Below are 22,166 nucleotides of genomic sequence, written 5' to 3' on the forward strand. Positions count from 1 at the left end.
GTCCCGGCGCTGAGAGTGCGGTCCGCCGCAGACCCTCGAACCTGATCCGGCTCGCACCGGCGTAGGGAGTCGGGCTTCTCAGTCCTCGCCGTCGCCGTGCCGCACGGCCGCCCCCGGGCAGCCGGACCGGGCCGGTGCGGCGACGACCCCCTCCTGCATCCCATGAGGAGGAGCACCACGCATGGCACGCACCACCCCGCGCACCCGGTTCGCCGCCGGAGCGCTCACCGTCCTCGCCCTCGCCGGCTGCTCCACGATCGGTGCGAACGACGGGTCCGACGGCGCCACCGGTGACGCGACCGGCGCGGCCGGCGCCACCGTCACGCTCGTCACGCACGACTCCTTCGCGCTGAGCGACGGCATCCTCGCGCAGTTCGAGGAGGAGACCGGGCTCACCGTGAAGCAGGTCGCCCCCGGCGACGGCGGCGCGCTCGTCAACCAGCTCGTGCTGACCAAGGAGAACCCGCTCGGCGACCTCGTCTACGGCATCGACACGACGTTCGCGTCGCGCGCGATCGACGAGGGCGTCCTGCAGCCGTACAGCTCGGGCGCACCGGCCGCCGCCGACGCCGCCCAGCACGCCGTGCCGGACGACGACGAGGGGCTCCTCACCGCGATCGACCTCGGCGACGTCTGCCTCAACGTCGACCACGCGTGGTTCGCCGAGCGCGGCGTCCCGGAGCCCGTGACGCTCGAGGACCTCACGAGGCCCGAGTACAAGGACCTGCTCGTCGTGACCAACCCCGCGACGTCCTCGCCCGGGCTCGCGTTCCTCGTCGGGACCGCCGCCCGGTTCGGGTCCGTGCAGTACAAGGACTACTGGGCGAAGCTCCGGGACAACGGCGTCAAGGTCGCCGAGGGCTGGTCCGACGCGTACTACACCGACTTCTCGGGGGCCGACGGCAAGGGCCCGCGCCCGATCGTCCTGTCCTACGCGTCCTCCCCGCCGTCCACCGTCCCCGAGGGCGCCGACGAGCCGACGACGGGCGCGCTGCTCGAGACGTGCACGCGCCAGGTCGAGTACGCCGGTGTGCTCGCGGGCGCCGAGAACGTCGAGGGAGCCCAGCGCCTGCTCGACTTCCTGCTCTCCGACGCCGTCCAGGCCGACATCCCCGGGTCGATGTACATGTACCCGGTGAGCTCGGCGGTCGACCTCCCCGAGGAGTGGGAGAGGTGGGCCCCGCTCGCGACCGACCCCGCGCCGATCCACCCGAAGGACATCGAGGCGAACCGCGAGACGTGGATCGCCGAGTGGACGGAGATCGTGATCGGCTGATGCTCCACCCTGGCCGCGACCACCACCGCACCCGACGGAGCCGGCTGCCCGCCGGGTCCTCGGCGCTGTGGGTGCTCGCGGCCGGGCTGCCGCTCGCGTTCCTCGCCGTCTTCTTCGCGTGGCCCGTCGCGACGCTCGTCGCGCGCGGGTTCGTGGCCGACGGCGCGCTCGACCTCGGCGGGTTCGCCGACGTGTTCTCGCGGCCCCGCACGTGGCGGATCCTCGGGCTCACGCTCGCGCAGGCGGGCGTCGCGACGGCGCTCGCGGTGGTGCTCGGTGTCCCCGGCGCGTACGTGCTGTTCCGGTGCCGGTTCCCCGGGCGCGGTGCGCTGCGCGCCTTCGTGAGCGTGCCGTTCGTGCTGCCGACCGTCGTCGTCGGCGTCGCGTTCCGCGCGGTGCTGGCCGAGGGCGGGCCGCTCGGGGCGCTGCACCTCGACGGCACGTTCGCGGCGATCGTCGCCGCGCTCGTGTTCTTCAACTACACCGTCGTGGTGCGGACCGTCGGCGGGCTGTGGGAGCACCTCGACCCGCGCGCCGAGCAGGCCGCCCGCGCCCTCGGGGCCTCACCGGTGCGGGCGTTCGTCGAGGTCACCCTGCCCGCGCTCGGGCCCGCGATCGCCTCCGCCGCGTCGCTCGTGTTCCTGTTCTGCTCGACGGCGTTCGGGACGGTCCTCGTGCTCGGCGGCCTGCGCTACGGGACCATCGAGACCGAGATCTGGGTCCAGACCACGCAGTTCCTCGACCTGCGCGCCGCGTCGGTGCTCTCCGTCGTCCAGCTCGTCGTCGTCGCGGCGGCGCTCACGCTCGCCGCCCGGGCCCGCCGGCGCCAGGAGCGCGCGCTGCACCTGACCGCGACGGCCGGCTCGGCGCACCCGCTGCGGCTCGGGCGTGGGCACGGCGTCGACACCGCGGCCGCCGCCGTCACGGCGCTCGTGCTCGTGGGGCTCGCGCTGCCCCTGGTGACGCTCGTGGTGCGCTCGCTGCGCACGCCCACCGGCTGGGGGCTCGGCAACTACGTGGCGCTCGGCACGACCGGCGACAGCACAGGCGGCGGGAGCCCGCTCAGCGTCACCGTGTGGGATGCGGCGCTCACCTCGCTGCGCACCGCGACCGACGCGACGGTGATCGCGCTCGTCGTCGGCGGGCTCGTCGCGCTCGTCGTGTCCCGACGCCCGGGCGCCCGCACCGCCCGGCGGACCGTCTCGGTGCTGGACGCGCTGTTCATGCTCCCGCTCGGGGTCTCCGCCGTGACGGTGGGCTTCGGGTTCCTGCTCACGCTCGACCGGCCCCTCGGGCTGCCCGTCGACCTGCGCACGAGCGGGCTGCTCGTGCCGATCGCCCAGGCGGTCGTCGCCGTGCCGCTCGTCGTGCGGACCGTGCTGCCGGTGCTGCGCGCGATCGACCCGCGGCTGCGCGAGGCCGCCGCGACGCTCGGCGCCGGGCCGGGCCGGGTCCTGCGCGCGGTCGACCTGCCCATCGCCGCGCGTGCGCTCGGGCTCGCCGTCGGGTTCGCGTTCGCCGTGTCGCTCGGGGAGTTCGGTGCGACGTCGTTCCTCGCCCGCCCCGACCAGCCGACGCTGCCCGTCGTCGTCTACCGGCTGATCGGGCGCCCGGGGGAGCAGAACTACGGCATGGCGCTCGCGGCGTCGGTGCTGCTCGCGCTGCTGACCGCGGGGATCATGGCGCTCGCGGAACGGCTGCGCGGGTCGGTCCGGGGAGGGGAGCTGTGAGCGGCGGGCTGCGCGTCGACGGGCTGGTCGTGCGCTACGGGTCGGGCGACGGGGCCACCGTCGCGGTCGACGGCGTGACCCTCGGCGTCGCGCCCGGGGAGGTCGTCGCGCTGCTCGGGCCGTCGGGCTGCGGCAAGTCCTCGCTGCTGCGCGCGGTCGCCGGGCTCGAGCCCGCCGCCGCCGGGACGGTCACCTGGGACGGTGCCGACCTGACGGGCGTGCCCGTGCACCGGCGCGGGTTCGGCCTGATGTTCCAGGACGGCCAGCTCTTCCCGCACCGGGACGTCGGCGGGAACGTCGAGTTCGGGCTGCGGATGGCGCGCGCCCCCCGCACCGAGCGGGACGCCCGCGTGCGCGAGCTGCTCGCCGTCGTCGGGCTCGCGGGGTACGAGCGGCGGGCCGTGGCGACTCTCTCGGGCGGCGAGCAGCAGCGCGTCGCCCTTGCGCGCGCACTCGCCCCGCGGCCCCGGCTGCTGCTGCTCGACGAGCCGCTCTCCGCACTGGACCGCGCGCTGCGCGAGCGCCTCGCGGACGACCTGCGCACCGCCCTGACCGCGACGGGCACCACCGCGCTGCTCGTGACGCACGACCACGACGAGGCGTTCGCCGTCGCGGACCGCGTCGCCGTGATGGACGCGGGCCGCCTGCTCCAGGTCGCGCCGCCCGCCGAGCTGTGGCGGCGGCCCGCGAGCCGTCGCGTCGCGGAGTTCCTCGGCTACGAGGCGTTCGTCGCGCTCGACGACCCGGCGGCGGCGCCGCTGCGGACAGCGCTCCTGGCGGCCGGGCGCGGCCCGGCCGACCCGTCGACCTGGGCGTCCGACGTCGCGGCGCTCGTCGAGGGTGCGTTCGTCGTCGCCCCGCACGAGGAGGACAGCACCGCTATCGGGACCGTCGTCGGTGTCGCCTTCCGGCGCGGGCGCGCCGAGTACGCCGTCGACGTCCCGGATCTCGGCCGGGTCACCGTGCTCGCCCCCGCGGGCTCGGCTGCCGCTCCGGGGACGGTGCTCGCGCTCGCGGTCGACCCGGACGGCGTCGCGGTCCTCACCCGCTGAGAAGGCCTGGGCCGGGGGATGCGTCAAGCGGCTCGGTGCGCTGGTCGGCGGCCCGCGCTACGGTCGGAGGAGCCCGCCGACTCGACGAGGAGTGCGTGATGACGACCATGCGCCTGGAGCACCGCCAGATCGTGTCCATCGACATCAAGGCCGACGCGGCCACCGTCTGGGAGCACCTCCGCGAGCCCGCGAAGGTGCGCCGCTGGTTCGGCTGGGACTACGACGGGCTCGACGCCGAGATCCGGCAGATCTTCGTCGACGAGGCGCGCGCCGCCGAGACGAGCGCCGTCGACGAGCCGGCCCAGCCGGTGCGCAGCCTCACCTGGAAGCACGGCGACCTCATCACGGTGACGCCCGTCGACGAGGGGCGCAGCCACCTGACGATCGCCCGCCAGCACGACGGGCTGCACCGCTACGACGGCGTGCGCGACGAGATGGACGAGGGCTGGATCGCGTTCGCCCAGCAGCTCCGGTTCGCGCTCGAGCGGCACCCCGGGCAGGACCGCCGCACGCTGCGCGCCGAGGAGCTCGACGCGGGCGGCCCCCAGGACCGCCTGCTCGACCGCGCCGGGCTGCACGGGGTGCGGGGCATCCCGCTCGGGGGCCACGTCGAGGCGCGTCGCCCCGACGGGTCCCCGCTCGGCGGGACGCTGTGGCACCGCACCGAGTTCCAGGTGGGGATCCAGCTCCACGGGCTCACGGAGGCGCTGCTCGTGATCGAGGAGACGCCCGCGGCGAGCCGCCCGCCGCACGGCCTCGTCACGGCGACGCTGTCGCTGTACGGCGCCGACGACGCGCTCGTCGCGGAGGTCGAGCGCCGCTGGTCGACGTGGTGGGGCGCCCGCCGGGGCTAGCCCGGCAGGTCGGTGGCCGCGCACGCGTCCGGTCCGCACGCGGTCACAGGTCAGACCAGCTTCGCCTGCCACTCGCCGGAGCCGCCGGCCGGGTGGAACCCGAGCGCGACGTTGATCGAGAGCATGAACGAGTTCTCCTCGGCGTTCCACGTGCCGACGCGCCGCGCCTCCGGCTGCTCCACGGCGAGGCGCTCGAGGTTCGCGGTCTTGACGAGCATCCCGAGGCGTCGCCCGCGGTGCTCCTTGAGCACGAGCGTGTCCTCCTGGTTGACGTACTCCCGGTTCCAGCCCGAGGAGCCGAACGAGGTGTACGCGGCGAGCGTGTGCGTCGGCACGTGCTCGGCGGCGGCGACGCGGAACTCCATGCCGCGCTCGGCGAAGTCCTGCTCGTAGACGCGGATGCGCTCGGCGTCCCACGCGTCCTCCTCGAGGTCGAGCCCGCCCGCCGGGGCGTCGGTGCTCATGCGCGTGTTGAGGACGGCGAACTCGTCGACCCACTCGTCGGGGCACCGGGCGCCCCACGTGACGACGCGGTACTCCTCGCCGGCCGCCGCCTCCGCCGCGGCGCGGTGCTCCGCGAGGAACGCCGGGTCGACCGGCACGTCGAGCACCGAGTACCGGGCGACCTGCTCGAGCGCGAACCCGCGCGCGACCGCGAACCGGACCCCCGGGTCGTCGGCGCGGACGCGGCCGGTGCCGGTCGACGGCACGAGCGTGCCCGGGCCCTCGTCGGGCTCGGTGCGCTGGTCCGTCGACGTCTGGAGGGTCGTGCGGCCCGCGGCGGTCGCGACCTCGACGACCGCGTCGTACAGCGCCGAGCCGATCCCCCGGCCGCGGGAGCCGGGCCGCACCGACACGAAGAAGATGGCCAGATGGAGGTTGTCGGCGAGGGGCAGGTTGAGGATCGCGGTGCCGAGGACGCGCGCAGGGTCGCCCGGATCGGTGTCGTCCCCGGTGACCGCGACGAGGCGCACGCGTCGCACGTACTCCTGGTGACGCATCGCCGTGAGGATCTCGTGCGGGCTGCGCGCGTGGTCGAGGGTGCCCCACGAGTCGCGCATGGACTCGCGATCGGCCTCGACCGACCCGTGCAGCAGCCACGCCTCCGGTGCGTCGAGGGAAGCCGGGACGGGGACCTCGCGGATGCTCCAGTCGCTCATGCCGTCAGGGAACCACCGGCGGTTCGCCGGGGTCCACGCAATTGCGGGCCGCCCGGTCCGGGCTGCCCGTCGGGGCGGCCGGACGGGCAGCGCGCCGCGCGGGACGGGCTTCCTGTCCGGTCACGCCTCGGTCGCGGCGAGCCGGCCCTCGAGGTGGCGGCGCTCGACCGGGTTGTGCACGAGACCCAGCGCCGCGCGGAACGACGCGGCGGCCTCGGCGGGGCGGCCGGCGCGGGCGAGGAGCTCCGCGCGGACCGACGGCACGCGGTGGTGCGACGGCAGGGCGGCGTCGAGCCCGTCGAGCAGCGCGAGCCCCGCCTCGGGCCCCTCGGTCTCCGCGACGGCGACCGCCCGCGCGAGGCGGACGACGGGCGACCCCGTGAGTTCCTCGAGCCGTCCGTACAGGTCGGCCACGACGCCCCACCGGGTCGCGTCCGCGGTCGGCGCGGTCGCGTGCTCGGCGGCGACGAGGGCCTGGAGGCGGTACTCCTCGGCCTGCCCGACGCCGGGCGGGACGCTGCGCAGCACCGCGAGGCCCTCGGCGATCTCGTCGGCGTGCCACCGGCTGCGGTCCTGGTCGGGGAGCAGGACGAGCGCACCCGCGTCGTCGAGCCGGGCGTCGCGGCGCGAGTGCTGGAGCAGGAGCAGCGCGAGCAGCGCCCGGACGACGGGACGGCCGGGCAGGAGCCCGTCGAGCACCCGCACGAGCCGGATCGCCTCGTCGCCGAGCGCGGTCCGCAGCGGGTCCGGCTCGTCCGTCGGGTGGTACGCCGCCGTGAACACGAGGTAGAGCACCGTCGCGACGACGTCGAGGCGCTCGTCGAGCCGCTCCGGCGGCGGCGTCGCGAACGGGATGCCCGACGCGGCGAGCCGCTTCTTCGCGCGCGTGAGCCGGGCCGCCATCGTCGGCTCCTGCACCAGCAGCAGCCGGGCGATCTCGGCGGTCGCGAGCCCGGCGACGAAGCGCAGGGTCAGTGCGACGCGCGCCTCGGGGGCCAGCGCCGGGTGGCAGCACGCGAACACGAGCCGGAGCCTGTCGTCGCTCACGTGCGCCCCCGGGTCGGTCGCCTCCACGGCGAGCGCGCGCGTGCGCTCGTCGACCACCATGAGCGGCTCCTTGCGCCGGTGCACCGCCTCGGCGCGGAGCCGGTCGAGCACCCGGCGCCGGGCCGCGGTGAGCAGCCAGGCGCCGGGCGAGGACGGCACCCCGTCGGCCGGCCAGCGGCGCGCCGCGGCGACGAACGCGTCGGCGAGCGCGTCCTCCGCGAGGTCGGGCCGCCCGAACTGACCGATGAGCAGCCCGAGGACGGGCGACCAGTGCGCGCGCCACGCACGGTCGACCGCGTCCGCCGCGTCCGCGGGCTCGGTGGCCGCGGCTCCCGTCGTCCGTGCCGGTCCGGCCACGTCGGCGAGGCCCGCCGTGCCGGCCCGTCCCGCGTCGCCCGGCGGCGGCGTGCTCGCCGCAGCCGCACGCGCGGGATCGGGGCCGTCGGTCACCGCGGCGTCACAGTTCGATCGTCGGGCGGATCTCGATCGTGTACTCGGGGAGCAGCCGCACCAGCTCGCTCACCACGTCGAGGTCCGGCGCGTCGACCAGGTAGAAGCCGCCGAGCTGCTCGGCCGTCTCCGCGAACGGGCCGTCGGTCACGGTCACGTCGTCACCGCGCCGCCGGATCGTCGTCGCGGCGTCGACCGACGCGAGCCCCTCGCCCCCGGCGATCGTGCAGCCGTGCGCGGCGACCGCCGCCGAGAACGCGTCGTGCTGCCGGAACACCTCGGCGCGCCCGTCCGCGTCGAGAGCCGCCCAGGCGCGCTCGTCCTCGTAGAGCAGCACGAGGAACCTCATGCGTCCGCCGTCGCGCGCGCCGCGACCTCGGCCGCCGTCGCGTCGGCCTCGCCGCCCGTGACGACGGGCCGGATCTCGACCGTGCCGTCCTCGGGCCCGAGCAGCAGCTCCGCAGCGAGCCGTGCGAGGTCGCGGACGTCGTCCGTCGCGATCTGGTAGTACCCGCCGAGCTGCTCGACCGTCTCGAGGAACGGGCCGTCCGTCACGACCGGGGACCCCTCCGCGCCGGTGACGCGCACGAGCAGCGACGTCGCCGCCGGGGCCAGCTCGGCACCGCCCGTGACGGTGTGACCGCGCTCCGCGCAGAGCTCCATGAACCGGCCGTGCGCCGCGTACGCCGCGGCGCGCGCGGCCTCGTCGGCCTCCGCCCACACCCGCTCGTCGCCGTGCAGCAGCACCACGTACTCCTGAGCCATGATCGGTCTCCCTCGCGTCCGCGGGTGCACGGTGGGCACCCGTCACCAGCATGACGGGCGAGCTCCCGCGGGATCGACAGCTCGGCGGTGCGGATCTCACGGCGAGTGCCGAGAGCTGCTGCCGGCCCGCGCGCGGTCAGCCGCGCAGCGAGCGGGCGAACGTCCGCATCCGCTGCGCGTCGCCCGGGAACCACGAGGACCACAGCGGCGTGAGCGGGTGCCAGACCGCGGCGTGCCCGGTCGTGCTCGTGAGCTCCGGCCGGCCGCCCATCACGGCGGCGAAGGCGAGGCACAGCGTCGGCGCCCAGCCCGACCGGTAGGCGCGGGTCGTCGCGGCGGCCGGGGCGTCGAGCAGCGTCGGCTCGAGGTCCGTGAGCTCGGCGACCGCGCGCAGCGCCGCCTCGCGCGGGGCCTCGCCGGGCTCGACCGCGCCGCCCGGGGGGACGAGCCCGCGCCACGGGTGCTCGACGAGCACGACGTGCGTGAGCGTCCGGTCGTACACCCAGACCTCGGCGTGCAGCGCGGGCCGCTCGCGCAGGAAGGACGTGCCCGGCGGGCGCGGTGCCGGCGCGGCGTCGCCGTCCGCGGCCGGGTCGGCGCCGGCGCGCGGGGAGGACGTCACGCGGGTCTCGGGCGAGCCGGGGTCGCGGGCAGGGCCGGTGCTCTCCGTGCCGGTGCCGGTGACGCGCGGCGTCGGACGGGGGCGGGGGGTCAGGGTCTTCGACGCGCTCACGGGCTCCCTGTCGGTCAGGTCGGTCGTGCGGATCGGTCGTGCCGCCCGGCGCAGCGCTCCCCTCGCGGCGGCCCGGCGCGACGACCCTAGGCCATCCCCGTGACGGTCGGGCACATCTCACCCGCCGCGTCGGCGCTGTCCGGTTCGGGCGGGTCTATCCTGAAATGCTCACGGACATCGCTCCGGTGCCCGTACGACGAGGAGGTCGTGCGATGAGGCGGACATCCGTTCTCGCGATCCTGCTGCTGGTCGGCTCGTTCCTGCTGGTCCCGGCGTCGCCGGCCGGGGCCGCGCCCTACTGCGGCATCCGCTGGGGCTCGCTCACGAAGTCGGTGCTCAACTTGTCGCCCGCGACCGTCTCCGACGTCCGCACCGGGCGGCACACGTGCTACGACCGGCTCGTCGTCGACGTCTCGGGCGCGAGCGGCGGCTACCACGTCGGGTACGTCGACGAGGTCCGCGAGGACGGCTCGGGGCACGTCGTCCCGACGCGCGGCGGTGCCTCGCTGCAGATCACGCTGGGGAACCCGTCCTACGACGACTACGGCAACGTGACGTACGCCCCGGCGAACCCGTCCGAGGTCCGTGACGTCACGGGCTACCAGACGTTCCGCCAGGTGGTCTGGGCCGGGACGTTCGAGGGGCACACGAGCCTCGGGCTCGGCGTCCGTGCGCGGCTGCCGTTCCGGGCGTTCGAGCTCGCGGGGCCGGGGTCCGGGTCGCGGATCGTGGTGGACGTCGCGCACCGGTGGTGACGGTCGCGCACCGGTGATGAGCGTCGCGCGCGGGCGGTGACGCCGTCGGCCCAGCCGCCTGCGGCGCGCCGCGCCCGCGCGCCGCAGGTCCGCGGCGAGGCGGTCCTGCGGCGGCCGGGCGTGTCGGTGGCCGCCGCTAGCGTCGGGCGCGTCCGACGACGGTGCGGCCGGTGCGAGACGCATCCCGCGGGCGGCGCCTGGTGACGCGGACGGCGACGCAGGGGAGCGTGACTCATGCGGTTCGGGTTCGTGGGGAGCTTCGGCTCGGTGGCGCAGACGCTCGCGCTCGCGCAGGAGGCCGCGGCGCACGGCTGGGACGGGTTCTTCACGTGGGACGGCATCAGCGTCGGGGAGCTCGACACCTGGGACCCCTGGACGCTGCTCGGCGCTCTCGCCGTGAGCACCGAGCGGATCCGGCTCGGGGCGATGATCTTCCCGCTCGCCCGGCGCCGGCCCTGGAAGGTCGCGCGCGAGTCGGTGACGGTCGACCACCTCTCGGGCGGGCGCCTCGTGCTGCCGGTCGGGCTGGGAGCGGTCGACGACGGCGGGTTCGCACGCGTCAGCGGTGAGGCGACGACCGCACGGGGACGCGCCGAGCGGCTCGACGACGCGCTCGCGATCCTCGAGCGCGCGTGGAGCGGCGAGCGGTTCTCCTACGCCGGCACCCACCACACCGTGACCGACCTCGTGTTCCGTCCGCAGCCCGTGCAGCGCCCGCGCATCCCCGTGTGGGTGGTCGGCGCGTGGCCGAGCGAGCGGTCCATGGGACGGGCGGCGCGGTGGGACGGCGTGATCCCCCAGGGCCGGACCGGCCCCGTGACCCCGGACGACGTGCGCGCGCTCGTCGCCTGGGTGGCCGAGCGGCGGTCGGCGCTCGCGGCGGCCGAGCCCGAGCGGTTCCTCGGGGACGTCGACGTGGTCGTCGAGGGGGTGCTCCCGGACGGGCCCGCCGCCGCCGCGGCGCACGCACGCGCCTACGCCGACGCCGGCGCGACGTGGTGGGTCGAGTCGCGGTGGGACGGCGAGCGCGACACCCCGGAGGCGCTGCTCGACCGGGTCCGGCAGGGACCGCCGCGGCTCTGAGCGGGCCGCGGAGCGGTCAGCGCGTCGAGGGGTCGACCCCTCGGTCGCCGATCCTCACGGACTGCACCGAGACACCGTCGGTGCCGCCGACGGCGAACAGGACTCCCCCGTCCGGGTCGACCTGGAGGAGCCGTGGCGAGAGGTCGCCCACCGACCCCACGTGCTCGATCTCTCCGTCGTGCGCGATCCGGGCGACCTCGCCGTCGCGGACCGCGTAGGGCCGACGAGCGCTGTCGAACCCGACCGGATGGACCAGCCAGGCGTAGTGCTCGGGGCCGGTCAGGACGGTCCGGTGGACCGTTCCGTCGCGGTCGAGCTGCTCGACACCGCGGTGCCCGCCGGCGAAGTCGGTGAACACCGCGCACAGGACGCCGTCGACGAGGAACGGCTCGCCCGCGTCGGGGCTGCGGAGCAGGGTCCGGACCGGGTCCCCGGTGGCCGGCTCCCACTCGTACACCGCCGGGCCGTGCCGTTCGGACGTGAACACCTGCCGACCGTCCGTCAGGAGCTTCCCGAAGTCGCCCTCACGCTGCCAGGCCAGCGCCGCCCCGTCGTACCAGCGCAGCCGGGTCCCGCCGTCGACCCGGTCGAGGAGGCCGTACCTCCCGGCGTCCACGACGGCGAGGTCGAGCAGCGGCCCGCAGTCGCCGGGCAGCTCGATGACGCCGGGTGGTGCGCAGCGCACGACCCGTTCGGCCCCGTTGGTGACCCACAGCTCGCCGGCGCCGTCCCGTCGCACGTGGACCGGGGCGGGCACCAGGCGGACGTCCTCGGCCAGCACCCAGCCCGACCGGGGCGTCTGCTCCAGGCGCTGCGGGAGGCCGGTCGGCTCGGCCGACCAAGGCACGGTCGCGAGGGTCGTGGGTGCTACCACCGCGGGCTCCAGAACGTGACCGGCTTGCCCGCGCCGTTCTTCAGCAGGTCCTCGATCGTGGTGGTCTCGATCTTCAGGTTGTTGTGCGGCGGACCCCAGTGGCTGATGATCTCGACCTGACCTCCGACCAGACGTCCCGTGGCGAGGGACACGTGTCCCGCTGCGTCCTGGAAGATGACGACGTCTCCCCGCAAGGGTCTCGGCGAGCCGGGCTTCGCCGGATCGTAGACGTACTCGGTGCCTGCGCGGAGCTCGGCCTCGACGGTCTCCGGGAACGCGTACCCGCCTCGGGCCTTGTCGGCCGCCTGACCCTTGGTGTAGATCTCGCGCATCCGGGCCTCGGTGAGCTGTCCGGCCCGGAACGCCGAGAACATCACCATCTCCCAGCAGTTCCCCTTGGCCGTCTTCACGGCGGGGACCGAGCCGCCGCCCAGCATCCACCGCATGAAGTCGCTGCCCGACGTCGTCGGCCCCTGGACGTCCGCAGGGCTCAGGCCGACCCACTCCCCGGACCCGACGGCGCCCTCGGCCGTGCCCGCCACCTTCGACCGGGCCTGTGCCGTGCGCAGCCAGCCGTCGAGGTCGTGCGGGCCGAACATCGTTCCTGGGGGCAGCTGGTCTAGGTAGCGCAGCAGCAGCCGCAGCGCCAGCCGTGCGTCGTCGGGGCTGACCTTCTTGGCGGGCGTGCTCGACGCGATGTAGGCCTTGAACTCGTCGGTGGCGTCCAGCTGGGCGTCGGTCACCTGCGACGGATCCGTCTTCATGTGGTCGGCGACGGCGGCCCGCTGGAGCTGCAGGAGCTGCAGTCCGCCACGGCTCGCACCTCGCTGCAGGAGCGCCGACGTCGCAAGGTTTCCCGCTGTGCGTTGCAGCGCCAGGATCCCGGTCGCCCGTGCGGTCGGGGCGAGCGCGCCGGAGGGCCGGACCCGTCGTGCGGGCGCTCCCGGGGGCTGTCGCCGCTCGTCGGCTGAGCTCTCACGCGCGGAGCTGGACCGACCCATCGCCGTCGCCCCCTCGCGCCGCGTCAGTGCGAACCTACTCGCGGACGAGCCGCGGGACCACGGTCGAGATACCGCAGGGCCGCGTCCGGCTCGGCCGACCGCGCACCGGCACGGCCGCCTCACGCTGCGGCTGGTCCCGGCGTGGACGGGGAGCGCCGCGCCCCGCTCGGGCGGGCGCGGGTGAGATCCACCCGGTCGCGTATCAGCCTGGCGGTCGTCCCCTCATGTACCGGTGCTGCCGCGAGGGCGGCGGCCGGACGCCGCGCGCCCAGGTGGTCCGGCGTGATTCACCCGGGGCGGCCGAGGGCCGGACGGCGTGTCGCGCGACCGGTGCGTCGGCATCCTTCAACTTCCCCGGCCGAGCGCCGATGAATTGAAGCATCAAGCAGACAGTGCGGCGCGGCTCTTCCGGGGCCTGAGCGCCTCGGACGCAGTGGGGGCAGACATGACGAACGGAACCATGGTCGAGCCGGGCCGGACCGCAGCGGGCGTGCAGATGCTGACGCCGCGCGAGCGGGTCGTCCTCGCCGAGCTCGCGGAGGACGTGACGCTCGAGGAGATCGCCTCGCGGCTCTGGGTCAGCCGGAACACGGTCAAGTCCCAGCTCCGAACCGCCTACCGCAAGATCGGCGTCTCCACGCGCGCCGAGGCCGTCGCCTGGGTCGAGGCCTCCGGCCTGCGCTGAGCCGTCGTCTCCGGGTGTCTCCCGGGGTGCCCCGGGCGCCCCGGCTCTGGGGTATCACCGGCGCCCGGCGCCCTGCTCCTTGGTGAACCGCCGACCCACGGCATGAGACGGACATGCCGCTCACCCGCGGCTACGGCGTCGTCGTCGGCACCCGGCACAGCGACGACCGGGGCCCGGTCGGCGACCACTGCCCGTACTCCACGGCAACCTGCGCGTGGCGACGCCCCCGGGGGTGTGCCGATGCGCCATCGACGTCGACAGCACGTCCGTGCCGATCGGCATCTGGCAGGACGGCGCGACGGGCGTGCGCCGGGGCGACGGCGCCACGCGGTGTTCTGCACGACGTTCTCGACCCAGTCGGACGCGACCGACGACCTGGGACGCCGGCCTCCTGACGGGCAGCGCCGCTGACGGGGCCCGGTCGCGGTCGGGTCGCAGCGGCGATCCGGCCGCAGGCCTGATCCGGCCGAGGCCCTCCCGAGGAACTCGTCCGCCTCGACCTGTCCATCCGCGGCCTCCCCGTTCGTCGACCCCGTGTCGGCCGAACCGCACCGCAAGGTGCGAGGCGCCCTGTGCAAGGGCGCCGGCGACCGACCTGGGCAGGACGGTCGCCCGGAAGACTTGACCGGTACAGACGACGCCGCTACTTTAGCGGTACAGAATCGTCCGGAGGAGATCGCCATGATGGAGAGCCCGCAGCTCGCCCTGCTCCTGTCCCGCAGGGCCACCCTGCACGAGTCCCGCAGCGCCCGGCCCGACGCGCCCGTCGTCGAGCCGCGCCCGCAGCGCGAGCGCCCGCACGTCGCCCGGCGCACGCGCGGCGCGCTCGCGACCGCCCTGCACCACCTGGGCGACGCGGTCGCGCCGCGCTGCACCCCGTCCGGTGCGCACCCCGCGCACTGACTCGTCGGGCCCGGGCGCCCTCGCGACGGCCACGGCCGCGCAGGCCCCGGGCCCGTCGGGCGACCTCGCGGCGACCTACCCTGGACCCCATGACGGGGAACCGGGTGGCACAGTGGGGCGCGTGACGCTCCAGACGGTCGCCGAGAAGGTCGGCGTGAGCCGGATGACCGTCTCCAACGCCTTCTCGCGGCCCGACCAGCTCTCCGCCGACCTGCGCCGCACGATCCTCGCCGCAGCCGACGAGCTCGGCTACGTCGGCCCCGACCCCGCGGCGCGCGCGCTCGCCCGCGGCACCACCGGCGCCGTCGGCGTCCTGCTCACGGATTCGATCGGCACCGCGTTCCAGGACGAGATCGCGACCGGCTTCTTCGGCGCCCTCGCCGAGGAGCTCGCGCCGACCGGCCTCGCACTCGCGCTACTGCCCTCGACGGGCTCCGCGGCGATGATCCCCGCGCGCGACATCCCGATGGACGGCGCGCTCGTGTATGCCTGCGCGGGCGACACCCAGGCGCTCGACTGGCTCGTCAGGCGCCGGCTCCCGCTCGTCTTCGTCGACCAGCAGCCGCTCCCCGGGGCCGGCGGCGTGGTGCTCGACGACGTCGGCGGCGCCCGGCTCGGCGCGCAGCACCTGCTCGCGCTCGGCCACCGCTCGGTCGGCCTGCTCACGCAAGGCTACGGCGGCACGCACGGGCTCGTCGACCCCGAGACCGCGGGCACCACCTACGTGGACACCGCGCGCGTCGAGGGCTGGCTCTCCGTCCTGCGGCCCGCCGGCGTGCAGGTCAGCGCCGCGCAGGTGCCCGGCAACACCGAGCCCGACGCCTACGAGGGCGCCCGGCTGCTGCTCGACACCCCGGACCGCCCGACCGCGGTGCTGTGCTTCTCCGACCTCATGGCGCTCGCCGTCGTGCACGCCGCGCAGGACCTCGGGCTGCGGGTGCCCGACGACGTGTCCGTGGTCGGGTTCGACGACAGCGCACTCGCGAGCCGCATGCGCCCCGCGCTCACGACGATCCGCCAGGACCTGACCGCGAAGGGCCGCGCCGCCGCGGGGGCGCTGACCCGCGCGATCGAGCGCTCCCGCACGGGGGAGGCTGCGGAGCCCGAGCGGGTCGTGCTGGCGACCGAGCTCGTCGTGCGCCGCAGCACCGCGCCGCCGCCGGCCTGACGGCCCGCACGGCAGCCGGCCGCTCGGCGACGTGTGAGATGCGTCTCGTTCCTGAGAACCGCCGTAGGGGCTTCCTGTGAACGCCGCCCGGAGCGGTCGCCGCACGCGACGTCCGCGCGGAGAGTGGAGGGCATGAGCGACTCGTACGACGTCCTGGTCATCGGCGCCGGTCCGGCGGGGACGGCGGCCGCCCTGCGCGCCGCGGAGCTCGGCGCGCGCGTCGCCGTCGTCGAGGCGCGGCGGACGGGCGGCACGTGCGTCAACACCGGCTGCGTGCCGACCCGCGTGCTCGCGAAGACGGCCCGGCTCATGCGCGAGGTCCGCACCGCCGACGCGTACGGCATCACCGTCACCGAGCAGACGATCGACTGGCCCACCACGGTCGCCCGCGTGCGCGCGACCGTCGAGCGCGTGCTCGCCGCGAAGGACGAGCCCGACCGGCTGCGCGCCGCCGGCGTCGACCTCGTGCTCGAGGGCCGCGCGCGGTTCGTCTCGCCGCACGAGGTCGTGCTCGAGGCCACCGGGCGCACGCTGCACGCCGACCAGGTGATCCTCTGCGTCGGCGGGCACTCGCGCCGGCTGCCCGTGCCCGGCGCCGAGCTCGCGACGCTCCCCGAGCAGGTGCTCGATCTGCCGCGGCTGCCCCGTCGCGTCGCCGTGGTCGGCGCGGGCAACACGGGCGCGCAGCTCGTGACGATCTTCAACGCGTTCGGCAGCGACGTGACGCTGCTCGAGGTCGCGCCGCGGATCCTCGCGCAGACCGACGACGCGGTGTCGGCGGCCGTCGCGCTGGCGTTCACCGAGCAGGGGGTGCAGGTCGTCACCTCGGTCGAGCGGGTCGTCTCGCTGCGGCAGGCCGACGACAGCGCCGGGATCGTGCTCACCTGGCAGGCCGGCGGCGCGGAGCACCACGGCACGTTCGACGACGTCATCACGGCGACGGGCTGGCCGGCGTCGGTCGAGGGCCTCGGGCTCGAGGCGGCGGGCGTCCAGGTCGAGCGCGGGCGGATCGTGGTCGACGAGTACCTGCGCACGAGCGCGGCGCACGTCTACGCGGCCGGCGACGCGAACGGTCAGGCCATGCTCGTCCAGGCGGCGCACGTCGAGGCCGAGGCGGCGGCGCGCAACGCGGTGCTCGGCGCGACCCGGCGCACCCCGCACCACCTCCTGCCCGCGGGCGGGTTCACCGACCCCGACTACGCCGGCGTCGGGCTGACCGAGGAGCAGGCGCGCGCCCGCGACGCGGGGTGCCTCGTCGCGCACGTGCCGTACTCCACGATGGAGCGCCCGATCATCGACGACCGGCCGCGCGGGTTCCTCAAGCTGGTCGCCGACCGCCGGCGGGAGCTGCTGCTCGGCGCGCACGCGGTCGGCGAGAACGCCGTCGAGGTCATCCAGGCCGTCACGACGGCCATGGCGGCGGGAGTCGACCTCGCGACGCTCGCGCGTGTCGAGTTCGCCTACCCGACGTACAGCGCGGTGATCGGCGTCGCGGCCCGCGAGCTGCTCGCGGCCGCGCCGGTGGAGGACGGCGTCGCTCTCGTGGGGGCGCGCCGCTCGGCGTGACGGCGGTGGGCCGCAGGGGTGGCGACGGCGGCTTGGGCCCGCTCGGGGTGACGACGGTGGGGGCGTGGGCCCGCTCGGGGAGACGACGGCTGTGGGCGTGAGCCGCCCGGGGTGACGACGGCAGGCGCGCGGATGTCCACAGCGGCCGCCGCCCGGGGATGGGCGACGGCCGCTGTCGTCGTCAGGCGTCAGGCGTCAGGCCTCGGGAGCGGGGGTGGGCGGCGTCGTGCCGCTCGTCCCGGCGGGCTCGCCCGCGAGCACGAGGTAGAGCTCGCGGCGGGCGCGGTCGATCACCGCGAGCGCCTGCGCGGTCTGCGCCTCGTCACCGGTGCGGGCGACCTGCCCGGCGGCGGCGCCGAGCGCCTCCATCGCCTCACGCAGGGCACGGCCGGGGTGCACCGGGCGGTCCTGGGCGTCCTGCCAGGGGCTGCCGAGCTCGTCGGCGTGCTCCGCGACGTACGTCTGGCCCGCCTCGGTGAGCCGGGCCAGCTTGCGACCCTGCTCCGCGGTGATCGTGACGAGGCCCTCGTCCTCGAGCATCGAGAGCGCCGGGTAGATCGCGCCCGGGCTGGGGCGCCACCGCCCGCCGGTGCGCTCGCCGATCTCCTGGATGAGCTGGTAGCCGTGCATGGGCTGCTCGACGAGGAGCAGCAGCACGGCGGCGCGGATGTCGCCGCGCCCCGCACGCCGGCCCGGGCCGCGACCCGGTCCACGGCCGCGCATGTGCGGGCCGAAGCCGTGCTCGGGCCCGAACGGTCCGCCGCCGGGGTGGCCGTGGCCGAACGGCCCGCCGGGTCCGCCGGGGTGTCCGCCGAAGGGGCCGCCGGGGCCACCGGCGTGCCCGCCGAACGGCCCGCCGTGCCCGCCGAAGGGGCCGCCCCGGTGCGTGCCGGACGGGCTGTCGCCGCGCCCGCGCCCGCCCGGTCCGCCGCGGCGCCCAGGCTCGGAGCCCGAGTCGTCGGCGGGGAAGCCGGGGAAGCCGCCGCGGTTGCGGCGCACGCGCCACGTCCGGCCGGTCACGGCGTCGGCGGGGTCCGGTCCGCGCCGCTCGGTGCGGTCACGGCCGGAGGGAAGGTCACGGTGGTGGTGATGGGGGTGTCGCACGGGAGGTCTCCTGAGGTTCGTGGGTGCCGCGGACCGGGCGGTCGAGGCGGCAGGTGCGGCGCGGGGCGCGAGCGGGGGTCGCTCGGCTGCCTCGGGCGCCGGGAGGGAGCGCGTGCTCCGTCGATGTGTTAACGATATATCGGCGATAGCACGGTGGCAAGTCTTTCTGCACGAGCGACGTCGACCGGCCGCCGACGGGCCCTCCCGGGCCGGTAGGCCGCACGGGCGTCCCGAACCCCGTCCGAGGGCTGCGCGTCGCCCGATCGGCCGGGGTGACGTGCAGCGCCACCCGTTCGCCGAGGGGGTCCTCGCTCACCTCGCCCGCGGGCTGCCGATGGGGCGGGCGCACGCCGTCCCGAAGGAGACCCCATGAGCCCGCGCCGCACCTGGACCGCAGCCGCCGCCGCGGTCGCGCTCGTCGTCACGATCGGCGTCTCGGTCCTGGGCGGGGGTGAGGCCGTGGCGTACGCCGACGACTTCGGTGGCGGTGACGGCCTGCACCGGTACGTCGTCGTGCTCGAGGGCTCGCCGGCCGCCGCGGCCGCCAGCGTGCCCGCCGAGCCCACGGCTGCGCCGAGCAGCGCACCGTCCGGACCCGGCAGCACCGCCGCCGCCCCCACGGGCCCTGCGTCCGGGCGCGCCGAGACCGCGGCACCGGTCTCGACGCCGCACACCCCGGCGCCCGCCACCGCGGCGTCGAGCACCCGGCCCGACCCGGCCGACCCGGCGGCCGGCACCTGGTCCACCGACCGCGTGCGCATCGACCTGACCCTGCTCGCCCGGGCGCAGGCGCAGCTCGGCCTCGACGGGCACACCGAGGACCACGGGACGGTCGCCTACTACGTCACCGACGACGGCGCGATGGTCATCACCGAGGGCGGGAACGGGGAGGTCACCGCGCTCGCGGACACGCTCACCGAGCCGGCGCCCGCGGCCGTTCCGGCCCCGGCTCCCGGATCAGGCCCGTCCCCGGCCGGATCGCCGGTCGAGGTCGCGCCGGCAGCGGCGCCCACAGCTCCCACCGCCACGGCGCCCTCCACCGCGCCGGCCCCGGAGGTCGGCACGCTCCCCGTCGACCCGGAGGCGGTGGCGGCGCTCGGTGGGCAGCCCGGAGTGGTGTCGGCCCAGCCTCTCGACGGTGGGCGCGTGCTCGTCGCGACCCGGCTGGCGCTGGACGACGTCGCTGCGCTGCCCGGAGTGGCGGCCGCGGAGGAGTCACCGCAGGCCCGGGTGCTCGCGGCCCCGCCGAGCGACCCTCTCTGGGCGCGATACGGCTACAACATCGAGAACACCGGCGCGAACGCCTACCAGCAGACCGCCGTCGCGGGCGCCGACGTGAACGCCCCGACCGCCTGGGAGGCCACCCAGGGCCAGGGCGCGGTCATCGCCGTCGTCGACACGGGCTTCGACACCGACCACCCGGACCTCGCGGGCGCGCTCTGGACGAACCCGACGGAGGCCTGCGGGTCGGCCGACACGAACGGCAACGGCCTGCCCGGCGACTGCCACGGCTGGAACTTCTACGTCGGCTCGTCGGACCTCGACAACGGCACGCTCGGGTCGCACGGCACGAGCGTCTCCGGTGCCGCGGCCGCCCGTGCCGGCAACGGCAGCGGGAGCGCCGGGGTCGCACCGAAGGCGCAGATCATGCCGCTCGTCGTCGGCGGCGGGACGAGCATCGACATCCTGCTCGCCGCGAAGGCGATCCGGTACGCCGCGGACAACGGGGCCGACGTCATCAACGGCTCGTTCGGGGGCGGCTTCGGCGGGTACGCGCTCGACCAGCTGCGCGGAGCGATCGACTACGCCGTCGCCCGCGGCGTCGTGGTGGTCGTCGCGGCAGGCAACGACTCGGCCGACCGCGACGCCTCCCCGCTCTACCCGGCCTCGTTCACGAACCCCGGGATGATCACGGTCGGGTCGTCGACCGCCGCCGACACGATCGCCGGCCACTCCGCGTACGGCGCCGCGTCGGTCGACCTCTTCGCGCCCGGCTCGAAGGTCGTCGCACCGTGGCCCGGCGGCGGGTACGTCGCGCTCGACGGCACCTCCATCGCGTCACCGCACGTCGCTGCGGCAGCCGCGCTGTACCGCAGCCTGCGCCCCGAGATGCCGGTGCAGGACGTCGTCGACCGCATCCTGTCCGACGCGGCGCGCCGCCCGGCGTTCGCGGGCCGCTCGGTCACCGGCGCGCGACTCGACCTCGCGGACGTCGGGGCCGTCGTCGGCACGGACGCCGCGACGTACGCGTTCGCCGGGATGACCGGGACCCCGGGCGCGCAGACGCCGAGAGTCTCGGTGACGTCGCCGGCGGAGGCCGGGTCCTACCAGCTCGTGGTCGGCCTCGCGATGCTCGTCGACGGCGAGATCTGGGCGGTCGCCGACGAGGACGTCACCGTCGACGGGCGGACCTTGACGACCGACGACGCCGGGCAGGTCACGCTCGACCTCGGGAGCCGTCCGTTCCTCGGTGCACTCGACGTGCGGCCCGCGCTGACGCTCGGCGCCGGCAGCTTCGGCCTGACCGCGCAGGTGCTCAAGGACGGGCAGCCCCTCACGCGTCCGTACGCGGCACCGCTCGTCGTCCGCGCCGCCCCCGTGCAGCCGACGCCCGCCCCGACCTCGTCCGCGGCTCCCGCACCGGGGACCAGCCCGGCGCCGGGCGGCAGCACGCCGACCCCGGGGGCCACGCCCCGCCCGACGACTCCGGGCGTCACCCCGGCGCCCAGCACCTCGCCGGGCAACGGGTCCACCCCGGCGCCCAGCACGCCCAGGCCGACGTCGGGTGCCACGCCCGCGCCGGGCACCACGCCCGCACCAGGCACGGCTCCCGCGCCGGGGACGAGGCCCGCGCCGGGGACGACACCCGCACCCGCCACGACCCCGCTGCCCGGTGCGGCGCCGCGCCCGAGCACGACCCCCGCGGCCACCCCGCGCCCCTCGGTGACGGCGTCACCGGCGCCGGCCCCCACCCCGAGCACGTCGCCCACCGCCGGGACGGTCCGTCCGGCGCCGGCCCCGACACCCGCCGCGACGTCCTCGGCTCCCGACGTCCGGCGCTACGACCAGGTCGGCGCGTTCCGGGTCACGAGCATCTCGCCGGTGCACGTGAGCACCACCGGTGGGACGGTCGTCACCGTGACGGGGACCGCCCTCGAGGCGGGCACCGGCGTCCGCGTGGGCGGGACCCGCACCGCCGACGTGCTGAGCAGCTCGAGCACGTCGGTCGTGTTCCGGACCCCCTCGGCGGTCGCCGGGACCTATGACGTCACGCTGTTCAAGAACGGGCGGACGAGCGTGCTGACCGGCGGGCTGGTGTACGAGGGTGGCAGCTCGACCCCCGCTCCCGGCGGCTCCCAGCCGACCCCCGGCGCCACCCCGTCGCCCCCGGCGAGCACGCCCGCTCCGACCCCCGCGCCGACCCCCACACCGACCCCGGTGGGCGGTGTCCCGGGCCCCGGGGCGACGACGCCGGCGCCGGGCGGCGGCCCGGGGACCACGCCCACGACCCCGAGCGCGACCCGCGTCGGGCCGAACGGGGAGCGGCTGGTCCGCAACGACGCGCTCGCGGCGCTCGCGGGCCTCTGGGCGACGGACTGCTCGCGCGGCTGCCGCGGCGTCCAGGCGTAGTCGGCGCGTCGGCGGCACACGAGGATCCGCCCGGTCCGGCACCCCGTGTGGTCCGGACGGTCGGGATGCTCGCTCCCTGCTCCTCGGAGAGCCCAGGCCTGTGCCGGAGCGCGTGACGCGGCGCCGCTCGGCCTCGCGCCCGCGGCCTGGGTGCTCGACGTCGCAGGCCCGGGCGGCAGCGGCAGCATCGCCGTCCGCTCGCTCGACGACCTCGCCGTGCTCGGCGCGGTGGCCGGCTGGCCGCCGCCGCCCGACTGGCCGACGCCCGCGCCGACCGTGCGCCCCTGACGCGGACGCCGGCCGGCCCCGCCGCCGTGGCAGCGGGACCGG

At 76.4% G+C, this 22,166-nt stretch carries 20 protein-coding genes; 12 read left to right on the plus strand and 8 right to left on the minus strand.

From position 1 onward, the window contains the following. Window positions 1-181: 181 nt before the first annotated feature. The 4 genes from NXY84_RS02360 (at window position 182) to NXY84_RS02375 (ending at window position 4,912) form a co-directional block, all read left to right on the plus strand. A complete protein-coding gene (locus NXY84_RS02360; protein WP_258725574.1) occupies window positions 182-1,276 on the plus strand; it encodes a thiamine ABC transporter substrate-binding protein in 1,095 nt (364 codons plus the stop codon). Further along, window positions 1,276-3,006, plus strand: coding sequence for an ABC transporter permease (locus tag NXY84_RS02365; protein ID WP_258725575.1), 1,731 nt, complete (start codon window positions 1,276-1,278; stop codon window positions 3,004-3,006). The genes NXY84_RS02360 and NXY84_RS02365 overlap by 1 nt, the downstream gene beginning before the upstream one ends. Continuing rightward, window positions 3,003-4,058: an ABC transporter ATP-binding protein gene (locus tag NXY84_RS02370; protein WP_258725576.1), complete on the plus strand. Its 1,056-nt coding sequence runs from the start codon at window positions 3,003-3,005 to the stop codon at window positions 4,056-4,058. The genes NXY84_RS02365 and NXY84_RS02370 overlap by 4 nt, the downstream gene beginning before the upstream one ends. Before the next feature lie 98 nt (window positions 4,059-4,156). Continuing rightward, a complete protein-coding gene (locus NXY84_RS02375; RefSeq protein ID WP_258725577.1) occupies window positions 4,157-4,912 on the plus strand; it encodes a hypothetical protein in 756 nt (251 codons plus the stop codon). A gap of 50 nt (window positions 4,913-4,962) precedes the next feature. Here NXY84_RS02375 and NXY84_RS02380 read toward each other — a convergent pair whose 3' ends face one another. From NXY84_RS02380 to NXY84_RS02400, 5 genes are all read right to left on the minus strand, one after another. Next, window positions 4,963-6,072, minus strand: a complete 1,110-nt coding sequence (locus tag NXY84_RS02380; RefSeq protein WP_258725578.1) for a GNAT family N-acetyltransferase — start codon at window positions 6,070-6,072, stop codon at window positions 4,963-4,965. 120 nt (window positions 6,073-6,192) lie between these two features. Continuing rightward, window positions 6,193-7,476: an RNA polymerase sigma factor gene (locus tag NXY84_RS02385; protein WP_258727098.1), complete on the minus strand. Its 1,284-nt coding sequence runs from the start codon at window positions 7,474-7,476 to the stop codon at window positions 6,193-6,195. Between the two features lie 100 nt (window positions 7,477-7,576). Then, the gene (locus tag NXY84_RS02390) at window positions 7,577-7,918 is read right to left on the minus strand and encodes a YciI family protein (protein WP_258725579.1); all 342 of its coding nucleotides are present in this window, start codon (window positions 7,916-7,918) and stop codon (window positions 7,577-7,579) included. After that, a complete protein-coding gene (locus NXY84_RS02395; RefSeq protein ID WP_258725580.1) occupies window positions 7,915-8,334 on the minus strand; it encodes a YciI family protein in 420 nt (139 codons plus the stop codon). The genes NXY84_RS02390 and NXY84_RS02395 overlap by 4 nt, the downstream gene beginning before the upstream one ends. Before the next feature lie 136 nt (window positions 8,335-8,470). Further along, window positions 8,471-9,067, minus strand: coding sequence for an NUDIX hydrolase (locus tag NXY84_RS02400; protein WP_258725581.1), 597 nt, complete (start codon window positions 9,065-9,067; stop codon window positions 8,471-8,473). Between the two features lie 212 nt (window positions 9,068-9,279). Here NXY84_RS02400 and NXY84_RS02405 point away from each other — a divergent pair, with 212 nt between their 5' ends. Further along, the gene (locus NXY84_RS02405; protein WP_258725582.1) at window positions 9,280-9,822 is read left to right on the plus strand and encodes an AMIN-like domain-containing (lipo)protein; all 543 of its coding nucleotides are present in this window, start codon (window positions 9,280-9,282) and stop codon (window positions 9,820-9,822) included. Window positions 9,823-10,056: 234 nt separating this feature from the next. Further along, on the plus strand, window positions 10,057-10,905 hold the full coding sequence (locus NXY84_RS02410) for an LLM class flavin-dependent oxidoreductase (protein ID WP_258725583.1): 849 nt from the start codon (window positions 10,057-10,059) through the stop codon (window positions 10,903-10,905). 16 nt (window positions 10,906-10,921) lie between these two features. Here NXY84_RS02410 and NXY84_RS02415 read toward each other — a convergent pair whose 3' ends face one another. Together NXY84_RS02415 and NXY84_RS02420 are read right to left on the minus strand one after the other, a co-directional pair. Then, window positions 10,922-11,752: a hypothetical protein gene (locus NXY84_RS02415; protein WP_258725584.1), complete on the minus strand. Its 831-nt coding sequence runs from the start codon at window positions 11,750-11,752 to the stop codon at window positions 10,922-10,924. 20 nt (window positions 11,753-11,772) lie between these two features. After that, window positions 11,773-12,543 (minus strand): hypothetical protein, encoded by a 771-nt coding sequence (locus NXY84_RS02420; protein WP_258725585.1) that lies wholly within the window; start codon window positions 12,541-12,543, stop codon window positions 11,773-11,775. A gap of 682 nt (window positions 12,544-13,225) precedes the next feature. Here NXY84_RS02420 and NXY84_RS02425 point away from each other — a divergent pair. From NXY84_RS02425 to NXY84_RS02440, 4 genes are all read left to right on the plus strand, one after another. Then, window positions 13,226-13,465 (plus strand): helix-turn-helix domain-containing protein, encoded by a 240-nt coding sequence (locus NXY84_RS02425; protein ID WP_258725586.1) that lies wholly within the window; start codon window positions 13,226-13,228, stop codon window positions 13,463-13,465. Window positions 13,466-14,146: 681 nt separating this feature from the next. Next, complete coding sequence (locus tag NXY84_RS02430; RefSeq protein ID WP_258725587.1) at window positions 14,147-14,368, plus strand: hypothetical protein; 222 nt, start codon at window positions 14,147-14,149, stop codon at window positions 14,366-14,368. A gap of 121 nt (window positions 14,369-14,489) precedes the next feature. Then, window positions 14,490-15,536, plus strand: coding sequence for a LacI family DNA-binding transcriptional regulator (locus NXY84_RS02435; RefSeq protein WP_258725588.1), 1,047 nt, complete (start codon window positions 14,490-14,492; stop codon window positions 15,534-15,536). 132 nt (window positions 15,537-15,668) lie between these two features. Further along, window positions 15,669-17,102: a dihydrolipoyl dehydrogenase family protein gene (locus tag NXY84_RS02440; RefSeq protein WP_258725589.1), complete on the plus strand. Its 1,434-nt coding sequence runs from the start codon at window positions 15,669-15,671 to the stop codon at window positions 17,100-17,102. Window positions 17,103-17,297: 195 nt separating this feature from the next. On the opposite strand, the gene NXY84_RS02445 is transcribed toward NXY84_RS02440, so the two are convergent. After that, window positions 17,298-18,206, minus strand: a complete 909-nt coding sequence (locus NXY84_RS02445; protein ID WP_258725590.1) for a PadR family transcriptional regulator — start codon at window positions 18,204-18,206, stop codon at window positions 17,298-17,300. A gap of 369 nt (window positions 18,207-18,575) precedes the next feature. Between NXY84_RS02445 and NXY84_RS02450 the strand changes: the two genes are divergently transcribed. Both NXY84_RS02450 and NXY84_RS02455 read left to right on the plus strand, forming a co-directional pair. Beyond that, on the plus strand, window positions 18,576-21,836 hold the full coding sequence (locus tag NXY84_RS02450; protein WP_258725591.1) for a S8 family serine peptidase: 3,261 nt from the start codon (window positions 18,576-18,578) through the stop codon (window positions 21,834-21,836). Window positions 21,837-21,986: 150 nt separating this feature from the next. After that, window positions 21,987-22,124 carry a hypothetical protein gene (locus tag NXY84_RS02455; RefSeq protein ID WP_258725592.1) on the plus strand — a complete coding sequence of 46 codons (138 nt, stop codon included), beginning with the start codon at window positions 21,987-21,989 and terminating at the stop codon, window positions 22,122-22,124. Window positions 22,125-22,166 lie beyond the last annotated feature (42 nt).

Origin of the sequence: Cellulomonas sp. NS3 (assembly GCF_024757985.1) — a bacterium.
Classification (GTDB): domain Bacteria; phylum Actinomycetota; class Actinomycetes; order Actinomycetales; family Cellulomonadaceae; genus Cellulomonas_A.

Excerpts from the sequence above, each read along its gene's own strand:
- NXY84_RS02360 (WP_258725574.1), top strand. The coding sequence starts at position 182 with ATGGCACGCACCACCCCGCGCACCCGGTTCGCCGCCGGAGCGCTCACC.
- NXY84_RS02365 (WP_258725575.1), top strand. The coding sequence starts at position 1,276 with ATGCTCCACCCTGGCCGCGACCACCACCGCACCCGACGGAGCCGGCTG.
- NXY84_RS02375 (WP_258725577.1), top strand. The coding sequence starts at position 4,157 with ATGACGACCATGCGCCTGGAGCACCGCCAGATCGTGTCCATCGACATC.
- NXY84_RS02380 (WP_258725578.1), bottom strand. The coding sequence starts at position 6,072 with ATGAGCGACTGGAGCATCCGCGAGGTCCCCGTCCCGGCTTCCCTCGAC.
- NXY84_RS02390 (WP_258725579.1), bottom strand. The coding sequence starts at position 7,918 with ATGAGGTTCCTCGTGCTGCTCTACGAGGACGAGCGCGCCTGGGCGGCT.
- NXY84_RS02395 (WP_258725580.1), bottom strand. The coding sequence starts at position 8,334 with ATGGCTCAGGAGTACGTGGTGCTGCTGCACGGCGACGAGCGGGTGTGG.
- NXY84_RS02405 (WP_258725582.1), top strand. The coding sequence starts at position 9,280 with ATGAGGCGGACATCCGTTCTCGCGATCCTGCTGCTGGTCGGCTCGTTC.
- NXY84_RS02410 (WP_258725583.1), top strand. The coding sequence starts at position 10,057 with ATGCGGTTCGGGTTCGTGGGGAGCTTCGGCTCGGTGGCGCAGACGCTC.
- NXY84_RS02420 (WP_258725585.1), bottom strand. The coding sequence starts at position 12,543 with ATGAAGACGGATCCGTCGCAGGTGACCGACGCCCAGCTGGACGCCACC.
- NXY84_RS02425 (WP_258725586.1), top strand. The coding sequence starts at position 13,226 with ATGACGAACGGAACCATGGTCGAGCCGGGCCGGACCGCAGCGGGCGTG.
- NXY84_RS02430 (WP_258725587.1), top strand. The coding sequence starts at position 14,147 with ATGATGGAGAGCCCGCAGCTCGCCCTGCTCCTGTCCCGCAGGGCCACC.
- NXY84_RS02440 (WP_258725589.1), top strand. The coding sequence starts at position 15,669 with ATGAGCGACTCGTACGACGTCCTGGTCATCGGCGCCGGTCCGGCGGGG.
- NXY84_RS02450 (WP_258725591.1), top strand. The coding sequence starts at position 18,576 with ATGAGCCCGCGCCGCACCTGGACCGCAGCCGCCGCCGCGGTCGCGCTC.